This is a genomic window from uncultured Gelidibacter sp. (assembly GCF_947500795.1).
Classification (GTDB): domain Bacteria; phylum Bacteroidota; class Bacteroidia; order Flavobacteriales; family Flavobacteriaceae; genus Gelidibacter.
Map to the genome: position 1 here is coordinate 99,192 of NZ_CANMTE010000004.1, position 17,707 is coordinate 116,898.

The 17,707-nt window shown below is 36.9% G+C and carries 15 protein-coding genes; 6 read left to right on the top strand and 9 right to left on the bottom strand.

Annotated features, from left to right (window positions below):
- Positions 1-154 precede the first annotated feature (154 nt).
- Positions 155-1,426, bottom strand: a complete 1,272-nt coding sequence (locus Q0947_RS10660) for a DEAD/DEAH box helicase (protein ID WP_299396986.1) — start codon at positions 1,424-1,426, stop codon at positions 155-157.
- Between the two features lie 280 nt (positions 1,427-1,706).
- Positions 1,707-2,456, bottom strand: coding sequence for a DeoR/GlpR family DNA-binding transcription regulator (locus Q0947_RS10665; RefSeq protein WP_299396989.1), 750 nt, complete (start codon positions 2,454-2,456; stop codon positions 1,707-1,709).
- Between the two features lie 208 nt (positions 2,457-2,664).
- Here Q0947_RS10665 and Q0947_RS10670 point away from each other — a divergent pair, with 208 nt between their 5' ends.
- The 3 genes from Q0947_RS10670 (at position 2,665) to ggt (ending at position 9,277) form a co-directional block, all read left to right on the top strand.
- Positions 2,665-5,721 carry a SusC/RagA family TonB-linked outer membrane protein gene (locus tag Q0947_RS10670; protein WP_299396992.1) on the top strand — a complete coding sequence of 1,019 codons (3,057 nt, stop codon included), beginning with the start codon at positions 2,665-2,667 and terminating at the stop codon, positions 5,719-5,721.
- A gap of 12 nt (positions 5,722-5,733) precedes the next feature.
- Complete coding sequence (locus tag Q0947_RS10675) at positions 5,734-7,230, top strand: SusD/RagB family nutrient-binding outer membrane lipoprotein (RefSeq protein ID WP_299396995.1); 1,497 nt, start codon at positions 5,734-5,736, stop codon at positions 7,228-7,230.
- A 355-nt stretch (positions 7,231-7,585) separates the two neighbouring features.
- Positions 7,586-9,277 (top strand): gamma-glutamyltransferase, encoded by a 1,692-nt coding sequence (ggt, locus tag Q0947_RS10680; protein WP_299396997.1) that lies wholly within the window; start codon positions 7,586-7,588, stop codon positions 9,275-9,277.
- A gap of 225 nt (positions 9,278-9,502) precedes the next feature.
- On the opposite strand, the gene Q0947_RS10685 is transcribed toward ggt, so the two are convergent.
- From Q0947_RS10685 to Q0947_RS10695, 3 genes are all read right to left on the bottom strand, one after another.
- Positions 9,503-10,294, bottom strand: a complete 792-nt coding sequence (locus Q0947_RS10685) for a tryptophan-rich sensory protein (protein WP_299397000.1) — start codon at positions 10,292-10,294, stop codon at positions 9,503-9,505.
- 110 nt (positions 10,295-10,404) lie between these two features.
- Positions 10,405-11,097: a uracil-DNA glycosylase family protein gene (locus Q0947_RS10690; RefSeq protein ID WP_299397002.1), complete on the bottom strand. Its 693-nt coding sequence runs from the start codon at positions 11,095-11,097 to the stop codon at positions 10,405-10,407.
- A gap of 1 nt (position 11,098) precedes the next feature.
- Positions 11,099-11,821 carry a hypothetical protein gene (locus Q0947_RS10695; RefSeq protein WP_299397005.1) on the bottom strand — a complete coding sequence of 241 codons (723 nt, stop codon included), beginning with the start codon at positions 11,819-11,821 and terminating at the stop codon, positions 11,099-11,101.
- Positions 11,822-11,920: 99 nt separating this feature from the next.
- Here Q0947_RS10695 and Q0947_RS10700 point away from each other — a divergent pair, with 99 nt between their 5' ends.
- Entirely contained in the window at positions 11,921-12,052 is a 132-nt protein-coding gene (locus Q0947_RS10700; protein WP_299397007.1) for a 30S ribosomal protein THX, read from the top strand.
- A 90-nt stretch (positions 12,053-12,142) separates the two neighbouring features.
- Here Q0947_RS10700 and yaaA read toward each other — a convergent pair whose 3' ends face one another.
- The 3 genes from yaaA to Q0947_RS10715 form a co-directional block, all read right to left on the bottom strand.
- Positions 12,143-12,901, bottom strand: coding sequence for a peroxide stress protein YaaA (yaaA, locus tag Q0947_RS10705; protein ID WP_299397010.1), 759 nt, complete (start codon positions 12,899-12,901; stop codon positions 12,143-12,145).
- 183 nt (positions 12,902-13,084) lie between these two features.
- Positions 13,085-14,137, bottom strand: coding sequence for an RluA family pseudouridine synthase (locus tag Q0947_RS10710; protein ID WP_299397013.1), 1,053 nt, complete (start codon positions 14,135-14,137; stop codon positions 13,085-13,087).
- Entirely contained in the window at positions 14,137-14,661 is a 525-nt protein-coding gene (locus tag Q0947_RS10715; protein ID WP_366915501.1) for a PASTA domain-containing protein, read from the bottom strand. Before Q0947_RS10715 ends, Q0947_RS10710 begins: the two co-directional genes overlap by 1 nt.
- Positions 14,662-14,913: 252 nt before the next feature.
- Between Q0947_RS10715 and Q0947_RS10720 the strand changes: the two genes are divergently transcribed.
- Positions 14,914-15,900 (top strand): D-alanine--D-alanine ligase, encoded by a 987-nt coding sequence (locus Q0947_RS10720; protein ID WP_299397018.1) that lies wholly within the window; start codon positions 14,914-14,916, stop codon positions 15,898-15,900.
- Positions 15,901-15,995: 95 nt separating this feature from the next.
- Positions 15,996-16,457 (top strand): pantetheine-phosphate adenylyltransferase, encoded by a 462-nt coding sequence (gene coaD / locus Q0947_RS10725; protein WP_299397021.1) that lies wholly within the window; start codon positions 15,996-15,998, stop codon positions 16,455-16,457.
- Positions 16,458-16,657: 200 nt separating this feature from the next.
- On the opposite strand, the gene Q0947_RS10730 is transcribed toward coaD, so the two are convergent.
- The gene (locus Q0947_RS10730) at positions 16,658-17,614 is read right to left on the bottom strand and encodes a GSCFA domain-containing protein (protein ID WP_299397024.1); all 957 of its coding nucleotides are present in this window, start codon (positions 17,612-17,614) and stop codon (positions 16,658-16,660) included.
- Positions 17,615-17,707: the final 93 nt, after the last annotated feature.

Sequence of the window (17,707 nt, forward strand, 5' to 3'; positions counted from 1 at the left end):
GGAACACTGATAACGCTGATCAATCTGATAGCACGGATTTGATTGTCACATGAAATTTATAAACCAGTATTCAAAAGAAATATGAGATTTAGATTTTCCAATAATGAATAATCTACTTCAACTTCAATTTCAACTTCAGATTCAATTTCACCTTCTAATTCCGTCTCCTACTTCTGTTTCTGTTTGCGCTATTTCCAGAGGATTGTGTATTTCCAGCAGATGATTTTCTGGATTGCGGTCTGTTATTTCTCCCTTGTCCTTGACCTTGTTTAATAGGTTCTGTAGAGGCGTTTGGATCAGGTTCAAAACCTTCCACAATTTCCATAGGAATGCGCTCGCCAATCAATTTTTCGATATCACGAAGAAATGACGTTTCATCTGCACTTACCAATGATATTGCCAATCCGCTAGCTCCTGCCCTTCCTGTTCTTCCAATTCTATGGACATAGTCTTCAGCAATATTAGGAAGTTCAAAGTTGATCACGTGTGGCAATAACGGAATATCCAATCCGCGGGCTGCAATATCAGTCGCTACCAAAACACGAACTGTTCCTTTTTTGAAACCGTCCAAAGCTTTTGTTCTAGCACCTTGACTTTTATTTCCGTGAATGGCCATCGCCGTAATATTACTACTGATCAATTTCTTGGTCAGTTTATTGGCGCCATGTTTGGTACGTGTAAATACCAGAACTTGTTCCCAATTGCCATCAGAAATTAATTTCACCAATAAATCAGGTTTTAACCCTTTAGCAACACGATACACTTGTTGATCAATCGCATCAACTGTTGTGTTTTCCGGAGTCGCTTCTACCAAAACAGGATGGTTTAAGATCTCATTTGCTAAAGCTTTGATGTCCTTAGAAAATGTAGCCGAAAACAATAAGTTTTGACGTTTAGCCGGCATCACTGCCATAATTTTTTTGATATCGCGCAAAAAGCCCATATCCAACATACGATCCGCTTCGTCTAAGACGAGAATTTCTACGTTTGCTAGTGAAATTAAGCGTTGGTTATGTAAATCCAACAATCGGCCTGGCGTTGCTACAAGCACATCCACTCCGTTGCGAAGTGTTGCCACTTGCGGATTTTGGTTCACACCACCAAAAATGACGGTGCTTCTAATATCTAAATACGTACTGTATTGTTTAACGTTTTGATACACCTGAGCCGCTAATTCGCGGGTTGGTGTTAATACCAATGCTCTAACCGGGCGTTGGCGCAAAGGTTGTCCCTGCGATAATAATTGCAATAAAGGCAGTGTAAAACCTGCTGTTTTTCCTGTACCGGTTTGTGCCGATGCCAAAACATCTTTACCTTCTAATATTAATGGAATTGCTTTTTGTTGAATTGGTGACGGCGTAGAATAGCCTTGTTTACTGACTGCTTTAAGTAAAGCATCAGATAATCCTAATGAGTTAAATGACATAAAATGTGTTTACGAAGCAAACACTATTAATTTAGGTCACTCCTTTAATTTGGCGCAAAGGTACGGCTAATTTGCTAAGCATTGGATTTTCCGTACGAAGTTTCTTTTAAAGGAGTGGTTCAGGCCATGATAGGATCAATTAGTAAAAATTATATTTCCCATTTGTAGATATCAAAGAAAGTATAAAAACCAGTCCTTTATGACCAAAATAAATTCTTCAATGGATCGTGCTTTCCATCACCATCATCACTGTCAAAATTTATTTTTTTAGGGAACAACATTACAGAACCAAAATCTCTTCTCCCCCATAACCCTTCAAAAGTTGATGTTCTGGTTCTAAATCTGTAACAATTACATCTATATCAGACAATGCACAAACCGAATAACTATGCCTAATGTTGAGTTTATTGGAAGTTATGAGAGACACTACTTTATCGGACGCATCAATCATAGCCTTTTTAATTAATGCCACTTCATATCCCTCATCAGTAATGCCTTCATTTAAAGTGATACCACTTGCGCCGACAAAACAGATATCTGCGTGTATTTTAGAGAGAATTTGAAACACTTCAATCCCTATAGTCACCATCGATTTTTTCTGGATTTTCCCTCCTATAAAAACCGTTTCAATATGCGGATGATCTGTGAGCTGCAAAGCAATCTCTAAACTATAGGTATAAATGGTAGCTTTTAAATTTTTAGGCAAATTACTCACGAACACTAAATTGGTTGTCCCGCCGCTGACAATGGCAACCATTCCATCCTCTAATAACGGCACTGCCTTAGTCGCAATGCTATTCTTCTGGTCGCGATTAAAAACGGCATTTTCGTTATAATGAAATAATTTCTGGATTGAAGATACAGCGCCACCATGAACTTTAGTCAACATCCCTTTTTCATCTAATTCGTTAAGGTCTCTCCTTATGGTATCCGCAGAAACATCCAACTCCAGTGCCAACTGATCTGTATTAACTTTTCTATGCAGCATTACCATATCAATGATTAATTGCTGCCTATCATTCTTTTTCATATAACGAACGTTTTGTAAGGCTGTAAAGGAAGTAATAACAAAGAAAATCTTAATGATTTAAATCTCCTGAGACATCGCCCGACTATTACCGATTCTATAAATATAATGCATTTTTTTTGCATAATTAGAGTTCAAATAATGCATTTTTCATGCATCTTTTATAATTTTAAATTATATTTGAGTCTAATTTATCCAAAAACAACTTATTATGAAAGGCAAACTATTAGTGCATTTCCTGTTCGTTTTTTGTTTTGCGCATTTTTCATTTGCACAAAGTTCAAAAATAACAGGAACTGTAACATCAGGCGATGACAACTCACCTTTACTAGGCGCAACCGTCATTGTTAAAGGCACATCTGTTGGTACAATTACTGATTTTGATGGAAACTATGCAATTGAGGCTCAACTCAATTCAACCCTCGTTTTTTCTTACGTTGGTTATCAAACCAAGGAAGTTAAGGTTACTTCCACGGCCCCACTGAATGTAACTTTATTAGCTGGAGATCAGTTAGACGAAGTAATTATTACCGCTTTAGGTATTAAAAAAGAAAAGAAAGCATTGGGCTATGCTGTACAGGCAGTCGAGTCTGATGCCCTTATGGAAGGTAACCAGAACAATATGGTTAACGGATTGCAAGGTAAAGTTTCTGGCGTTACGGTGGTGAACTCTGGTGGAGCACCTGGGTCTTCAGCTGTGATTTTAATTCGTGGAGGATCGTCAATTACGGGAAGCAACCAACCATTATTTGTTGTGGACGGTATTCCTATTGATAACTCTACAAGCTCTAGTTTAGAAGTTGCGAGCACCAATAGAGCATCGGATATTAACCCTGCAGATATAGAAAGTGTTTCGGTACTTAAAGGTCCTGCGGCTGCCGCTTTATACGGTATTCAGGCTGCTGGTGGTGCAGTAATTATCACTACAAAAAGAGGGAAAGCTGGCGTTAGCACTGTAACTTATTCTGGTTCTATTTCTTCAGATAAAGTAGTAGGAACTCCTAATGTTCAAACAACTTTTGGTAAAGGAGCTCAAATTAGAACAACAGATGGCATCACTTACGATCCAGAATCGCCATTCTCATTTGGTCAAACTTTAAGTGCTGGTACGCCAATTTTTAATAACATTAAAGATTTCTACGAGTCTGCTACGACCCAAAATCATAATGTTAGCTATTCTTCTGGTACGGAAAAAAGCAATATTTACATGTCCATTGGAGACCTTTCTCAAGATGGTGTTAATCAAGGCACAAGTTATGATAAGACTTCTTTTAAAATAAATGCCAATTCTAATGTGAGCGATAATTTCACAGTTGGGATTTCTGCAAACTATATTACAACTGATGTTTTAAGCAGTAAACAAGGTAATGCTGCAGGAAGTAGCTTTGGAAGTTTATTGGCATATCCTGCTGATGTAAATGCGAAAGACTATTTAAATGCAGACGGCTCTCAGAACGCATTTTATTTAGACCAACAATTTGATAACCCTTATTGGAGCAGTAAGAATAGTCCAAACTCCGATGAGACCAAAAGGTTGATCGGTATTATTAGTTTTAACTATAGCTTCTTAAATGATTTCAATCTATCATACAAAATTGGTACAGATAACTATACCGAATTCAATAAGAAGATTACTGGAGATGGATCGTTAATTGATACCAGAGAAGACGGTTATATCAGTCAATTTGAAAAAGACCACACAAGATTGACTTCTAATATCTTTTTAAACTACCAAAAAGATATCACAGAAGATTTTTCATTTGACGGGATGATTGGAAACTCGGTTGAAGAATTAGATGTGAGAACTACATTTACTTCTGGCAGATCTTTTCAAGCACCTGGCATTTATAGCATCGGTAATATTCTAAAAGAAAATCAAACAGTTTCTGAGTTAATTACCAGAAAGCGTATTGTTGGTGTTTTTGGAGAACTGAAATTCGGTTGGAAGAATGCCTTGTTCTTAAACTTATCTGGACGTAATGACTGGTCTTCAACACTTCCAAAAGACAAAAGATCATTCTTTTATCCGTCAGTAGGTATGTCAGCAGTGGTGAGTGATTTATTCAAAGCATATGGTAATGACATCACTTCTGATAAAGGATTAACTTATTTTAAACTTAGAGCAACATGGGCTCAAGTTGGTAAAGATGCTCCAATTGGCGCTTTAGAAAGTTCTTTAGGCACAAATATTAATGGATTAGCGAGTTCGGCATATACCTGGAATGGTGTGAATGTTGGAAATCCAAACTTAGAACCTGAATTTACAAACAGTTTTGAGATAGGAACGGATATCCGTTTTTTCCAGAACCGCGTTGGATTAGATTTAACCTATTACACAAGCACCTCTGATAATCAAATTTTAAGAGACATTAGAGTACCGCCAACAACAGGTACGTTTTATGCAACCTTAAATGGTGGATCAATTAAAAATAGCGGTGTTGAGGCTATGTTAAGATTACAAATGCTACCTCAAACATCAAAAGTAAATTGGAATTTAGATTTTAATTTTGGAGCAAACAAAAGTGAGGTTAAGGAATTACCTGGATTCTTAAGTGAAGTTTATTTATCTGATTCTTGGACTTTTAGAAACTCAGCAGCGGGTGCAGCAATCTTAGATGGCTCATTATTTGGATTACGTGGAAAGCGTCCTGTAAGAAATGAAAATGGTGAAGTAATCATCAATTCTAACGGTTTACCAACTTTAACTGACCAAACCTACACGGATGTGAATAGAACACCAGATTGGACTTTAGGCATTACAAACTCTATCGGTTATAAGAATCTAAATCTGTCCTTTTTATTAGATATTGTACAAGGTGGAGAAGTTTATAATGCTACGGAATCTGCTTTAGCATATTACGGACTTAGCACAAATACTGTTGCTGATAGAAACCAATCGGTAATTCTACCTGGTGTAGATAGCGCTGGAAATCCAAATACAGTAGCAGTTAATAAAGACCAAAATTATTATCAGAATTACTATTCTCAAAACTCAGAGAATTTCATTGAAGATGGTTCATTCGCAAGATTAAGATACGTCACCTTATCTTACAAATTCCCAGAAGCAGTTTTAGAGAAATTATCTTTATCTGGTTTAGAACTTTATGCTACAGGACGTAATTTATTCACAATTACAGACTACAGCGGTGTAGATCCTGAAGTAAACACATTTGGCGCAGGCATTTCAGGTGCTGGCTCTACAAATATTGATAACCTTGGAACTCCAAACGTTAAAGGATTTGACCTTGGTTTAAGATTTAGATTTTAAAAAATTATAATTATGAGAATTTTAAAATATACAGTTTTAGCATTAGCAGTAATTACTTCGTCATGTAGCGAAGATTACTTTGATGTGAACAGTTCGGAGACAGCTCCAACTACGACCTCACTACCGCCACAGTATAGAATACAAGGCACTATTGAAAACACAACAGGGACCGCACAATACAGAGGTTCTCGAGAAATTATAGGGGTTACGCAATATGCAGCGCATCACACCACAGCTTATGAGTCTAACTCATGGACTAACAATTTCACGACAGGCCGTTACTTTTTATGGCAAAATGCCTATGTGTATGCGTTACCAAATACAGCCGATTTAATTGTTTTAGGAAAAAAGTACGATGCTCCTAATTATAGTGCAGTCGGAAAAATTTTGAGAGCCTACATTTTTGGTATGACAACTGATCAGTATGGTGATATTGTTACAGAAGACACCTATGATGGTGAATCAAACATGAACATTACTCCAAAGTTTGTGACCCAAAAACAAGCCTATCAAACTATTTTCAAATTGTTAGATGAAGCAATTGCTGAATTAAAACAACCTAGTACGATAGGACTAAACGTTGAAGGTGGTGATGTACTTTACAATGGTGACCAAGAAAAATGGATCCGATTTGCATACTCGCTAAAAGCACGTTATTTAAACCATTTAAGTAAAAAATCGTCAGGAGATATGGCTTATAATGCGGACGCTATTCTTGCTGCTGTAGAAGCTGGTATTAATTCCAACGCTTTAAATGCACAGCAAAACTTTGTGGGTGGCGAAGCAGAAAACCAAAGACAGCCTTTTGCTGAAGGCGGTTACGGTTCTTCTAGATTCAGATACTTTTCTACTTTTTTCGTGAATCTGTTAAAGAATCCTTTAAACTTAGCTGTACCAGTTGAAGATCCAAGGTTATCAATTATAGTTCCTGAAGCTGTAAATGGCGGTTATGTAGGTTTAGATGTAGGTCGTGGTTTAGCTGGCGATTCAGGAGATAATTACTCTGTCGGAAACGGCGGTTTTTACACAAGTCCAACCTCTCCAACCTATATGCTTACTTATAGTGAAGTTAAATTTATTGAAGCTGAAGCTAGGTTTAGAAAAAATGATTTACCGGGTGCCTATGCCGCTTTTAAAGCAGGCGTTCAAGCTGACATGGAAAAACTTAATGTTCCAGGCGATAAAATAGCTGCTTACATGCTTTTATTAGATACTGAGATTGGTGCTACCAAAATCAATTTGTCAGCTATTATGACACAAAAGTATATTGCCAATATGCTAAATCCTGAAACATGGGTAGACATGAGAAGAATGGATTACAGTTCTGATATTTACCCTGGACTAAAGCGTCCTGTTAACGTTAACCTTGATATTTTCCCGAATAATGATGAATGGATTCAAGCGATGATGTATGAATACAATGAAGAAGATCGTAATTATGTGAATATGCCTACTAATGATCCTCTTATTCGTTTGAAAACACCTGTATGGTGGAATACTCCTGAATAATTCCACTTTCATTTTGTTAGATAAAAAGCCAACGTTTTTAATGTTGGCTTTTTTTTTATCGCTGTATAATTGCACTAAAAATGGACCGTGGTAGCGATAGTTCTACAGAAATGTTACTTCGGAAAATTATCGAATCATTTAGCTTTTTTGATTTCAAATTGATGGTTGCACATTTATCAAATTTAAGATGACAAAACCATTCATCCATGCTAACTAACCTTATTTACTCGCCATCTACTCGTTGTTTTCTTTTACGACAATCGCACAGAATCTACAGAGGACAACAACAGATATGGAATAATTCACTAAATTAGAAGCTCAATACAACATCTTTTCAGTCATAACAAAGAATACCATGAAACACTACAGAATACAACTAATAATCGCACTCTTCTTTGCGGCATTCCTATTTTCCTATACAAGTTACGCCCAAACCTATGCCAAAAATGGGATGGTCGTTTCTGATAATGCCGTAGCTTCTCAAGTAGGTACCGACATTCTTAAAAGAGGTGGAAATGCAATCGATGCATCTATCGCAACAGCTTTTGCTCTTGCTGTAACCCATCCGCAAGCCGGAAATATTGGCGGCGGTGGTTTTCTGGTGTATATGGACGCCAATGGAAAGTCCACTACCATTGATTTTAGAGAAAAAGCACCATTGCTTGCTACTCCAGACATGTTCTTGGATAGTGAGGGCAACTTAATTAAAGGCAGTAATCACGAAGGATTAAAATCTGTAGGAGTTCCAGGAACAGTTGCTGGCTTATATATGGCACATCAAAAATATGGCAAACTGCCGTGGAAAGACTTGGTTCAACCTTCCGTTGAGCTGGCTGCAAATGGGGTAACACTTTCTTACACATTGGCAGAACATGCAAAAAACTTCAATAAAGGCTCCTACCCTCAATTTTTGAAAGACTATTATAAAAATTCAAAAGGAGAACTTGTAAAACATGGCGAGTTATGGGTTCAGAAGAATTTAGCCGAAACCCTAAAACATATAAGAGATAAAGGTAAAGACGGATTCTACAAAGGCGCCGTTGCTCAAGAAATTGCATCGTTTATGAAAGCGAATGGCGGCATTATCACTCTTGAAGACCTTCAAAAATATGAAGCTGTAGAACGCGAAGCCATTACAGGCACCTATAAAGATTATGGCATTGTATCCATGCCGCCACCAAGTTCAGGCGGTGTAGCCGTTATAGAAATGTTGAACATCATGGAGCAAGCCAATTTAGATTCTATAGCATTTAATTCCACCGCTTATGTGCACTTGGTTGCCGAAGCCATGCGTCGTGCTTTTGCTGATAGAGCAGAACATTTAGGTGATCCTGATTTTAATTTGGAAATGCCTCTCGACCGATTGACATCAAAAGAATTTGCAAAAATGCGATATGAGAATATTGATATGAATAGAGCGTCTGTGAGCGACACATTAAAGTTTGGGCAACTTTATGACGGCAAAAACACCACGCATTTATCGGTGGTTGACAAAGCAGGAAATGCGGTTTCCTTAACGTATACAATTGAACAATCTTACGGTTCTGGATTAGGTTCTCCAAAACTCGGTTTTATATTCAACAATGAAATGGGCGATTTCAATCCGCAGCCTGGTTTAACAAATAGCGGTTGGTTAATTGGCACAGATCCTAACATCATTCAACCAGAAAAAAGAATGTTGAGCAGCATGAGTCCAACAATTGTTACCAAAGACGGAAAACCATATTTGATTATCGGAAGCCCAGGTGGACGCACCATTATCAATACCGTTTTTCAAACCATCTTAAATGTGATTGCTTATGATATGCCTATCAAAAAAGCAATTGAAGCAATGAAAATCCATCATCAATGGTTTCCTGATGAATTAATATTTGAAAACGATTTGATGTCTCCAGACACTAAAAAAGCTCTTGAAAACATGGGCCACGTGGTTAAAGGAAGAGAAAATTTAGGACGATTAATGGGCATCCTAATCCCAACTGATGGCGATGTCTATATAGGTGCCTCCGATTCCTCAAGTCCAGATGGTGGCGCAATAGGCTATTAATTATTCCAGTTTTTCAATACAATTTCAATGGGTGTCGGCAATTGTGCTGACACCCATTTTATTTTATTCTGGTAGATGTTTTTATATTGATTTTTTAGCGGGTGATAACAGTATGACAGAAGAAACGCCAAACGTCAACTCCAAGGATAAGAAGGAATAATTTAAAAATTATAATTCCATCACTTCTATAGCTGTAAAACAGTCGGTAAATACGTTAAGAGCTTATTAAAAGTATTGTTTCAATTTTTCTAAAGGATTACTTTCTCTATTCCGGTAAGCGTGCACCGAACTACTTATCAGCAATATTAATGCTGCCACTCCTGCCACATACGTAATACTCATGACGTCTTCATAATTAGCATAAGCGATGGCTGCAAGTGCCCAAGCACCAACCAATGCAAATTCACGCATATTACGCGTCCATGTTACCACAAGATTGATTATCAAAGCCACAATAATCATAAAAATTGTCCATGCTTCTGCCGACATTCCAAAACCACGCCATTCTACTTTTACTAAATAAGCCGCGACATTAACGATACTTGCTACAGCTACCCATCCGCTATAAACCACGAATGGCCACCATAAAAAAGCAATCACAGAAATTGGAGCATCCCAAAGCTCCATTGCATTATTCATCACAATTTTGAGTAAGGAGAATAGCAGTAGAAAAATGAAAATGCAGGAAAGCCCTGTATACCCATAAATCCATAAAAATACCCATGCGGAATTCGCTATACAAGAGATCACAAACCACCACCCTATTCTCAACACGAAATCATCATCTTTAACCTTAACAAACAAACTTCTGCCTTGGTACACGATAAAAACTATTAAAAGCAAATAAATAAATCCCCAAATTGCAAAGGCATACCCTGCAGGAGTAAATAAGGTGTTGAGACTTTTTGATACTTCCCCTATAGTCGTATTATTGAGTAATCCCGAATTTGAGAGGTAGTTGATAATAATGGTGGACACCAAGGCAATCCCATTGCAAATTTGAAGAACTTTTTTCATAGTAAAATCCCGTCAGGGAGAAGTTGGAGGTTAATGAAGCGTAGCTTCTAACTCTGTTAAATTTACAAAATATAGCGTTCTAAATTAACACTTTCCAATGTCCTATTGACTCAAAAAAACTCGCTGTACTGCAGCACTCTAAAATCGAAGGTATTGAATTTGGGGTTTTTAGCCTTGAGATGCTGGTATAATGGCATCCTGCTTATGGAAATATTGGCAGCTCCTGATCCTGATGTTAAGGAAACGGTTTTGATGATTCTACGAGACACTTCATCTTCGGTTGTGTCAGAAGTATTTGAATTAGGAAGTTCAAATTGATGAATACGTGGCACTTCATTAGAAACCACATCCAATTTCAGCCCGTATGTTTTCAAATGCTTTCGAAAGAAATATTCTGGACCATTTTTACTGTTACCACCAGTAAATAAAAGGGTGTTAATATTCGGAAACTCCTGCAAGTATCCTACAATATTTCGCAGTTTAATGTTTGTCATTCCCAAATCGGAGGCATCAATCTTTTCTCGTTCCGCACTTTCGACAATATCACAAATTCCAATTTTATTAGCGACTAAAAACGCTTTCCGTTGCGCTACGGCTTCTTCTGAATTATCAAACTTTAAGTTGAGATTGTGAATTTTATCAATGAACAACCAAAGCGAATTGAAATAACTCCCATAACAAAAATCGACATCCTTTTCCAACAATTCCCCTACCGAAAACCGCGGTGGCGGCAAAGTACCAACAATCAGTTTTGTGGTATCTTCATTAATAAAAGGCGGATATGGATGTCGATGTAAAAACATTTTAGACTTTAGCTCTCAATTTTTCAACTTCCACAGCAGTGACTTTATAAATACGCTGATTCATTTTCGTCATGTTTTGCATTTCTTCATGAAGCTCGTCCAATAAGGTCTTTGCAGCGTCAGTTTTTTCAACATTCAATAAAAATTTAGCGAATGCCAACCGTTCGTTATAATTAGAATAAGGTTTATCAATTATTTTTAACTGTGCTTCTGCTTCTATTGTACGATCCTTTTCGGCTAAGGCCATTCCGTAATAAAATGGCACATGTGATTTTTCAAACTCTTTATATGGTTCTAAAATTTCACCCAATCTAATCACCTCTTCAAAATCTTTACTGTAATAATATGCTTTCACCAGTTGAGATTTTACATAAAAACCACTCTGAGTCTTATCTTCTAAAGCCTTTTTATAATGCAAAATAGCTTTAGCATAGTCATGTGATGCCAGATAAGCATCCGCAAGGTTTACCCTATTCTCATAGGTATCAGTAAATTCTAGTTTCTTTTCAAGGTCTCTGATTTTTTTAGAAGGATCGATAATTGTGGTCAGATTTTCCTGAATTTTCTCGGTATCGCGTTTCGTTAACACCTGCGTTACTAAATACACGATGCAACCAACTAGCGGTAAAAAGATGATGGCAAAAATCCAATAAAAAGAATTTCTGTTTTTAAAAAGGTGATAAATACAATAGGCTTGAAAAGCTATAATGAAATAATAATACATCTGTTAAATTAAGTTTAAAGTCTAACTAACTCGGTTTGAATTCGTAAAAAAGTAAGTATCTTAAAGCTTACTTTATAAACGCTATTAAATTTACAAAAAATGGGAAAAGGTGATAAAAAATCAAGACGCGGAAAGATTCAACGTGGCAGCTATGGTGTAAGACGACCTCGCATCAAAAAAAGACCATCTACGCTCGAAAAAATCAGTATTGACAAGAAATCTAAACCGTAATGCTTTTTCAATCGCATTTACTTTTTTAGGAACTATTGACTCAAATTAGCATCACATTAAGTGCAGCATTGAGTCAATAGACATGCGATTTTATCTCGTAAAAACCAATTTATTTTCTGCAGAAAGCTTTTCATGAAATCTATAGTTTTCCAAATCAAAACCTTTAAGATCTTCAATTGAATCTACATTGTTATCAATAACAAAACGAGTCATCAGTCCGCGGGCTACTTTCGCAAAAATGCCGATCGTTTTATAGTCGCCGTTTTTCAACTCCTTAAAGTCTACATCAATCACAGGTACTTTTAGAGCTTTTTTATCAACAGCCTTAAAATATTCAATACTTGCTAAGTTAAGGAATACTTCATCATCTTTGAGTTCGCTGTTCAGTGCGTTGGTGATGTCTTGCTTCCAAAACTCATAAAGGTTTTTGTGCTTCCCTACACCAATTTTCGTCCCCATTTCTAAGCGGTAAGGTTGAATTAAATCTAACGGTTTCAAAACACCGTACAACCCAGAAAGAATTCTGACCGTATCCTGAACTTTGTCCATTTTATTTTTTGGGATAGTATACGCATCCAATCCTCTATATACATCGCCATTAAAGGCATAAATAGCTGGCCTGGCATTATCTTTAGTGAATGGTAGCTCCCACGCTTGGTTCCGCTCATAATTGAGTTGGCCCAAATCTTTAGAAATACTCATAAGCTCAGAAAGGGCTTTAACAGATTTCTTTTTGAGAACCTTATTTAACCGTTCTGATTGTTTTAGAAACTCAGGCTGAGTATGGTTTTCTATAGGTAATTTTGTTTCAAAATCTAGTGATTTTGCAGGAGATAATACAAGCTTCATAGTAATGCCCACAAAAGCGGGTATCTAATTAAGGATTTATAACTTTTTTGACTTTCAAAGTTACAACTACTTGGGAGAAAATTCAAGGGAGAAACCTTAATAATAACCTAAAACTCCTCCGCTTAAATGTCTGTTCTGAACTTAAAACCACCATCCTCTATAAAAAAAGAATACGAATTAAGTCTACTCTATTTCCATATCCTTATGTTTCGCGTAATGTTGCCATTTTGCGATACAATCTTGAATATCCTGAGGTACTTCAGAGTCAAAACTCATAAACTTACCAGTGGTAGGATGCTCAAAGCCAAGTGTTTTAGCGTGTAGTGCTTGGCGCGGTAGAATTTTAAAGCAATTATCGACAAATTGCTTATATTTTGTAAAGGTGGTTCCTTTTAAAATTTTATCACCACCGTAACGGGCGTCATTAAATAATGTATGCCCAATATGTTTCATGTGCACACGAATTTGATGCGTACGACCAGTTTCCAACTTACAAGACACTAAAGTGACATAGCCTAAACGTTCCAAAACTTTGTAATGCGTTACGGCAGGTTTTCCTTTATCGGCCTCATCATCAAGATATACGGTATTTTGCAATCTGTTTTTCGGGTGACGGCCAATATTACCTTCAATAGTCCCTTCATCCTCATCAACATTTCCCCAAACAATCGCTATATATTCGCGTTCACTGGTTTTATTAAAGAATTGTTTGGAAAGGTGTGCCATTGCAGCCTCCGTTTTCGCAATCACCAAAAGTCCGCTGGTGTCTTTATCAATACGATGCACCAAACCAGGTCTGTTACTAGAGTTGTTTGGCAGATTCTCAAAATGATAGGTCAACGCATTAATTAAGGTGCCAGAGTAATTTCCGTGACCTGGATGAACTACCATGCCGGCCTCCTTATTCACCACAAGCAAATCATCATCTTCATACACAATATCCAACGGAATATCTTCCGGCGTCAATAAATATTCGTACGGTGGATGCTCAAAAAGGACGCGAATCTTATCAAAAGGCTTAACCTTATAATTTGATTTTACGGGAAGGTCATTCACATAAATGCTACCGTTTTTGGCAGCAGCTTGAATTTTGTTACGCGTTGCGTTTTCAATAAAATTCATTAAATATTTGTCAATACGCAGTGGCGTCTGACCTTTTACGGCTGTAAATGCGTAATGCTCATACAAGTCATCATCATACTGCTCTTCTAATTCCGGGTTGGTATCTTCTATCATTATTCGTCTAAACCTCTATTACCATTACCTAAAACCACATCGATTTTAGATGTCATTGGGAGTAAATCGCCCGCTTTGACCGATTGACCTTGAAATGAAATGGATTGCACCTCATCCTTACCTATATCATCAATATAAGAAATTTTACCCACTTCAAAACCAATGGCTTCTAAGGTAGGCTTCGCTTGGCGGAACGTACGCCCAACAATTTTAGGCACTTCCACTTTGCGATATCCAGATGGATTAAGTGTTAAATATATTTTGCGATCTTCCTTAACCTGACTGCCTGCTGTTGGGTATTGTTCAATAACAGAGAATTTTGGATAACTCGGGTTATAATTGGCTGAATCTTGGATTTCCATTGTTAAATCATGGTCCTTTAATTCAATTTTAGCTGTTTCTATGCTTTTTCCGGCTAAATCAGGAACCGTTACAAAGCTGCCGTGGTTAGTACGAATGTCAAGCCATTTCAACATTAAAAAACTTAATACTACAATAGCCACTACGGCTAGTACTATTTGCATTAAAAAAACTCTACTCGTTAAAAATTTTATAAGGCTCATGAACGTTTGTTATAAGTGGCAAATATATAAAAACACAACCGTTTTTTCTTTTGCTTTTAATGTGATATTTTTGTTTGTGAAGATAAGGCTTCAAATCATGATTATCAAACGTCCTTGTTTGGGTATTATTTTATCATGAAAAAAGCACGGCCATCCTCCTTAAAGTGAATATAAATTTAATTAAAACGTTTCCTGTTGATGCAGGAATATGAGATGAAAAAAAACATTGCCATCATCATGGGAGGATATTCGAGCGAGTTCGAAATCTCCCTTAAAAGCGGACAAGTAGTTTACGAAACCCTTGATTCTACAAAATTTAACGCACACCGTATTCACATTTTTGAAGATAAATGGGTGTATGTGGATAGCGACAATAATGAACATCAGGTTGATAAAAATGATTTTTCTGTGACCGTTAATGGCCAAAAGATCACGTTTGACTGTGTGTTTAATGCAATTCACGGTACTCCTGGAGAAGATGGATTTATGCAAGCATATTTAGATCTTGTCAATATTCCACAAACGAGCTGCAACATGTACCAAGCAGCGCTTACTTTTAATAAACGCGATTGCTTAAGCACTTTAAAACCTTATGGTATTAAAACTGCGGAATCTTATTTCGTGAATTTTGGTGACGACGTCGATGAAGATGCGATCATTTCGAAAGTAGGCTTGCCTTGTTTTGTTAAAGCGAATAAAGCAGGAAGCAGCTTCGGCATCAGTAAGGTTTACAATAAAGAAGATTTCAAGAAAGCGTTCGAAGTGGCGTTTAAAGAGGATGATGAAGTTATTGTTGAATCGTTTTTAGATGGTGTTGAAGTATCTGTGGGTGTTATTACCTATAAAGGTGAAGTGACGGTCCTTCCTATTACCGAGATTGTCAGCAATAATGACTTTTTTGATTATCAAGCGAAATATTTGGGCCAATCCCAAGAAATAACTCCAGCAAGATTGACGCCTGAGGAAGAAGAAAAGGTAAGAACCGTTGCCAAAAAAGTTTACGAAGTTTTAAAAATGAAAGGGTTTAGCCGCAGTGAATTTATTTTTAAGGACGGCGAACCACATTTATTAGAAGTCAATACAGTGCCTGGAATGACCAAAGCAAGTATTCTACCACAGCAAGCTGCCGTTGCCGGAATTAGTCTGTCAGACTTATTTGGTAATGCCATTGAAGAGTGCTTTAAAGGTCAGCCGCATTAATTTTACTTAAAAAACAGTTCTTTAAAAGAATTGTATATTTGATTTACTAACTAAAAATAAGATTTCCTCATTGTAGGAATTGACAACGCTTGCCGATGAAACGTGCACTATTCCCAGGATCTTTTGACCCGCTTACGCTAGGCCATTTCGACATTATTAAACGAGGTCTCAAATTGTTTGATGAAGTGGTGGTTGCAATTGGTATTAATGCCGATAAGAACTATATGTTTTCTTTAGAAGAACGCCAGAAATTTATTAAGGAAGCGTTTAAAGATGAACCGAAAGTAAAGGTTGCGACCTATAAAGGCTTGACAATTGATTTTTGTAAAGAAATTGATGCGCAATTTATTTTAAGAGGCTTACGAAATCCTGCAGACTTCGAATTCGAAAAAGCCATTGCGCATACGAACAGAAAACTTTCCCGCATTGAAACTGTGTTTTTGTTGACAGCAGCCAGTACGTCCTACATCTCCTCGTCTATCGTAAGGGATGTGATTAGAAATAATGGTGATTATACTGTTTTGGTACCGGATAGTGTTAGAGTGACATCAGAATAAAACGTCCATTTATTAGTTGACTTCATCCAACAAAAAAGCATCAGACATTTAGAAAACTTTTAGGTTTTGCAGATAACTGATGCTTTTTCCAATGATTAATAGCTGAACTAATATAACCACAAACATATAAACATCAATATTTTATCGTTTAAAAACCATAAAAAAAGTTAAAGTGCTTAGGAAATTCCTGTGACTAATTCTTAGAATGACATGTGCTCAAATTTCGCTTTGAGTTTGTCTTTTTTGAGCTCGAGTTGCTGTAAAAATTTAAGATGACTCTCAGAATTTGGGTTAAAAGGACGATGGGACAATCCCTTTTGAATGCTGTCAACTTCTGACATCGTTTCTAAAGTATCATCAGACATCCAAACCTGCTGAAATTTCTCCCAAATATAATTGATGGCGGTCGCATTTGGATGCAACATATCCTCCGCATAAAACCGATAATCCCGAAGCTCATCCATCATTATCTCATACGATGGAAAATAATGGCACCCTGAACAATCTTCATTAGATACCAAGGCATGAACTGCCGCAATTAAATGCGATTTACTCCTTGTATTTTCAACAAAACCATCTTTAATGTGGCGTATGGGCGATACTGTTAAAACAACTTTAGCTGTCGGATTTATGGATTTTATTGCGTGAATGATAGTCTGCAGTGACTCTGTAATTTCGGCGACGGATAATAATTCCTTTTTAAAATTCAGTTGCGGCACTTTATGACAGTTTGCAACGGTCTCATCAGTGGACTTCTGCTTGTAAACCCACGCTGTCCCCAAAGTAATAACAACATGACTTGCTTTCAGAAGCCACTGTTTTGTAGCTTCAAGTTGTGTGTTTAAATTAGTAAGAATTTCATTTTTAGAACTGTTGCTCATTTGAGAATGGACCTCATAACAATGCCATTGTTCGTTATGAAAAAAGACACTTGATTCCTCATAACTCTTCTCTTGAACAGCCCTCGTAATAAGTGTTTCTATCGCTTTTGGATGAAACAAAACACCAAACGGATTCTGAAGGCTTTGGAATTTAAAATAGGCTAATTTTTCTCCTATATTTTCCACAAAACAAGAGCCCAACAATACCACTTTAGACTGATAATCCATCAGATTTTCAGTACGCTTTTGAAGTGGTATTTGCGTTTGTAGTTTCATTTTTTTATGGTAAAAGCGCGAAGCTGCTATGAGTTACATTTAACTACTGTGTGCTGTTAGAGACAAGGATTATGGGATTCCGGTGTTTTTAAT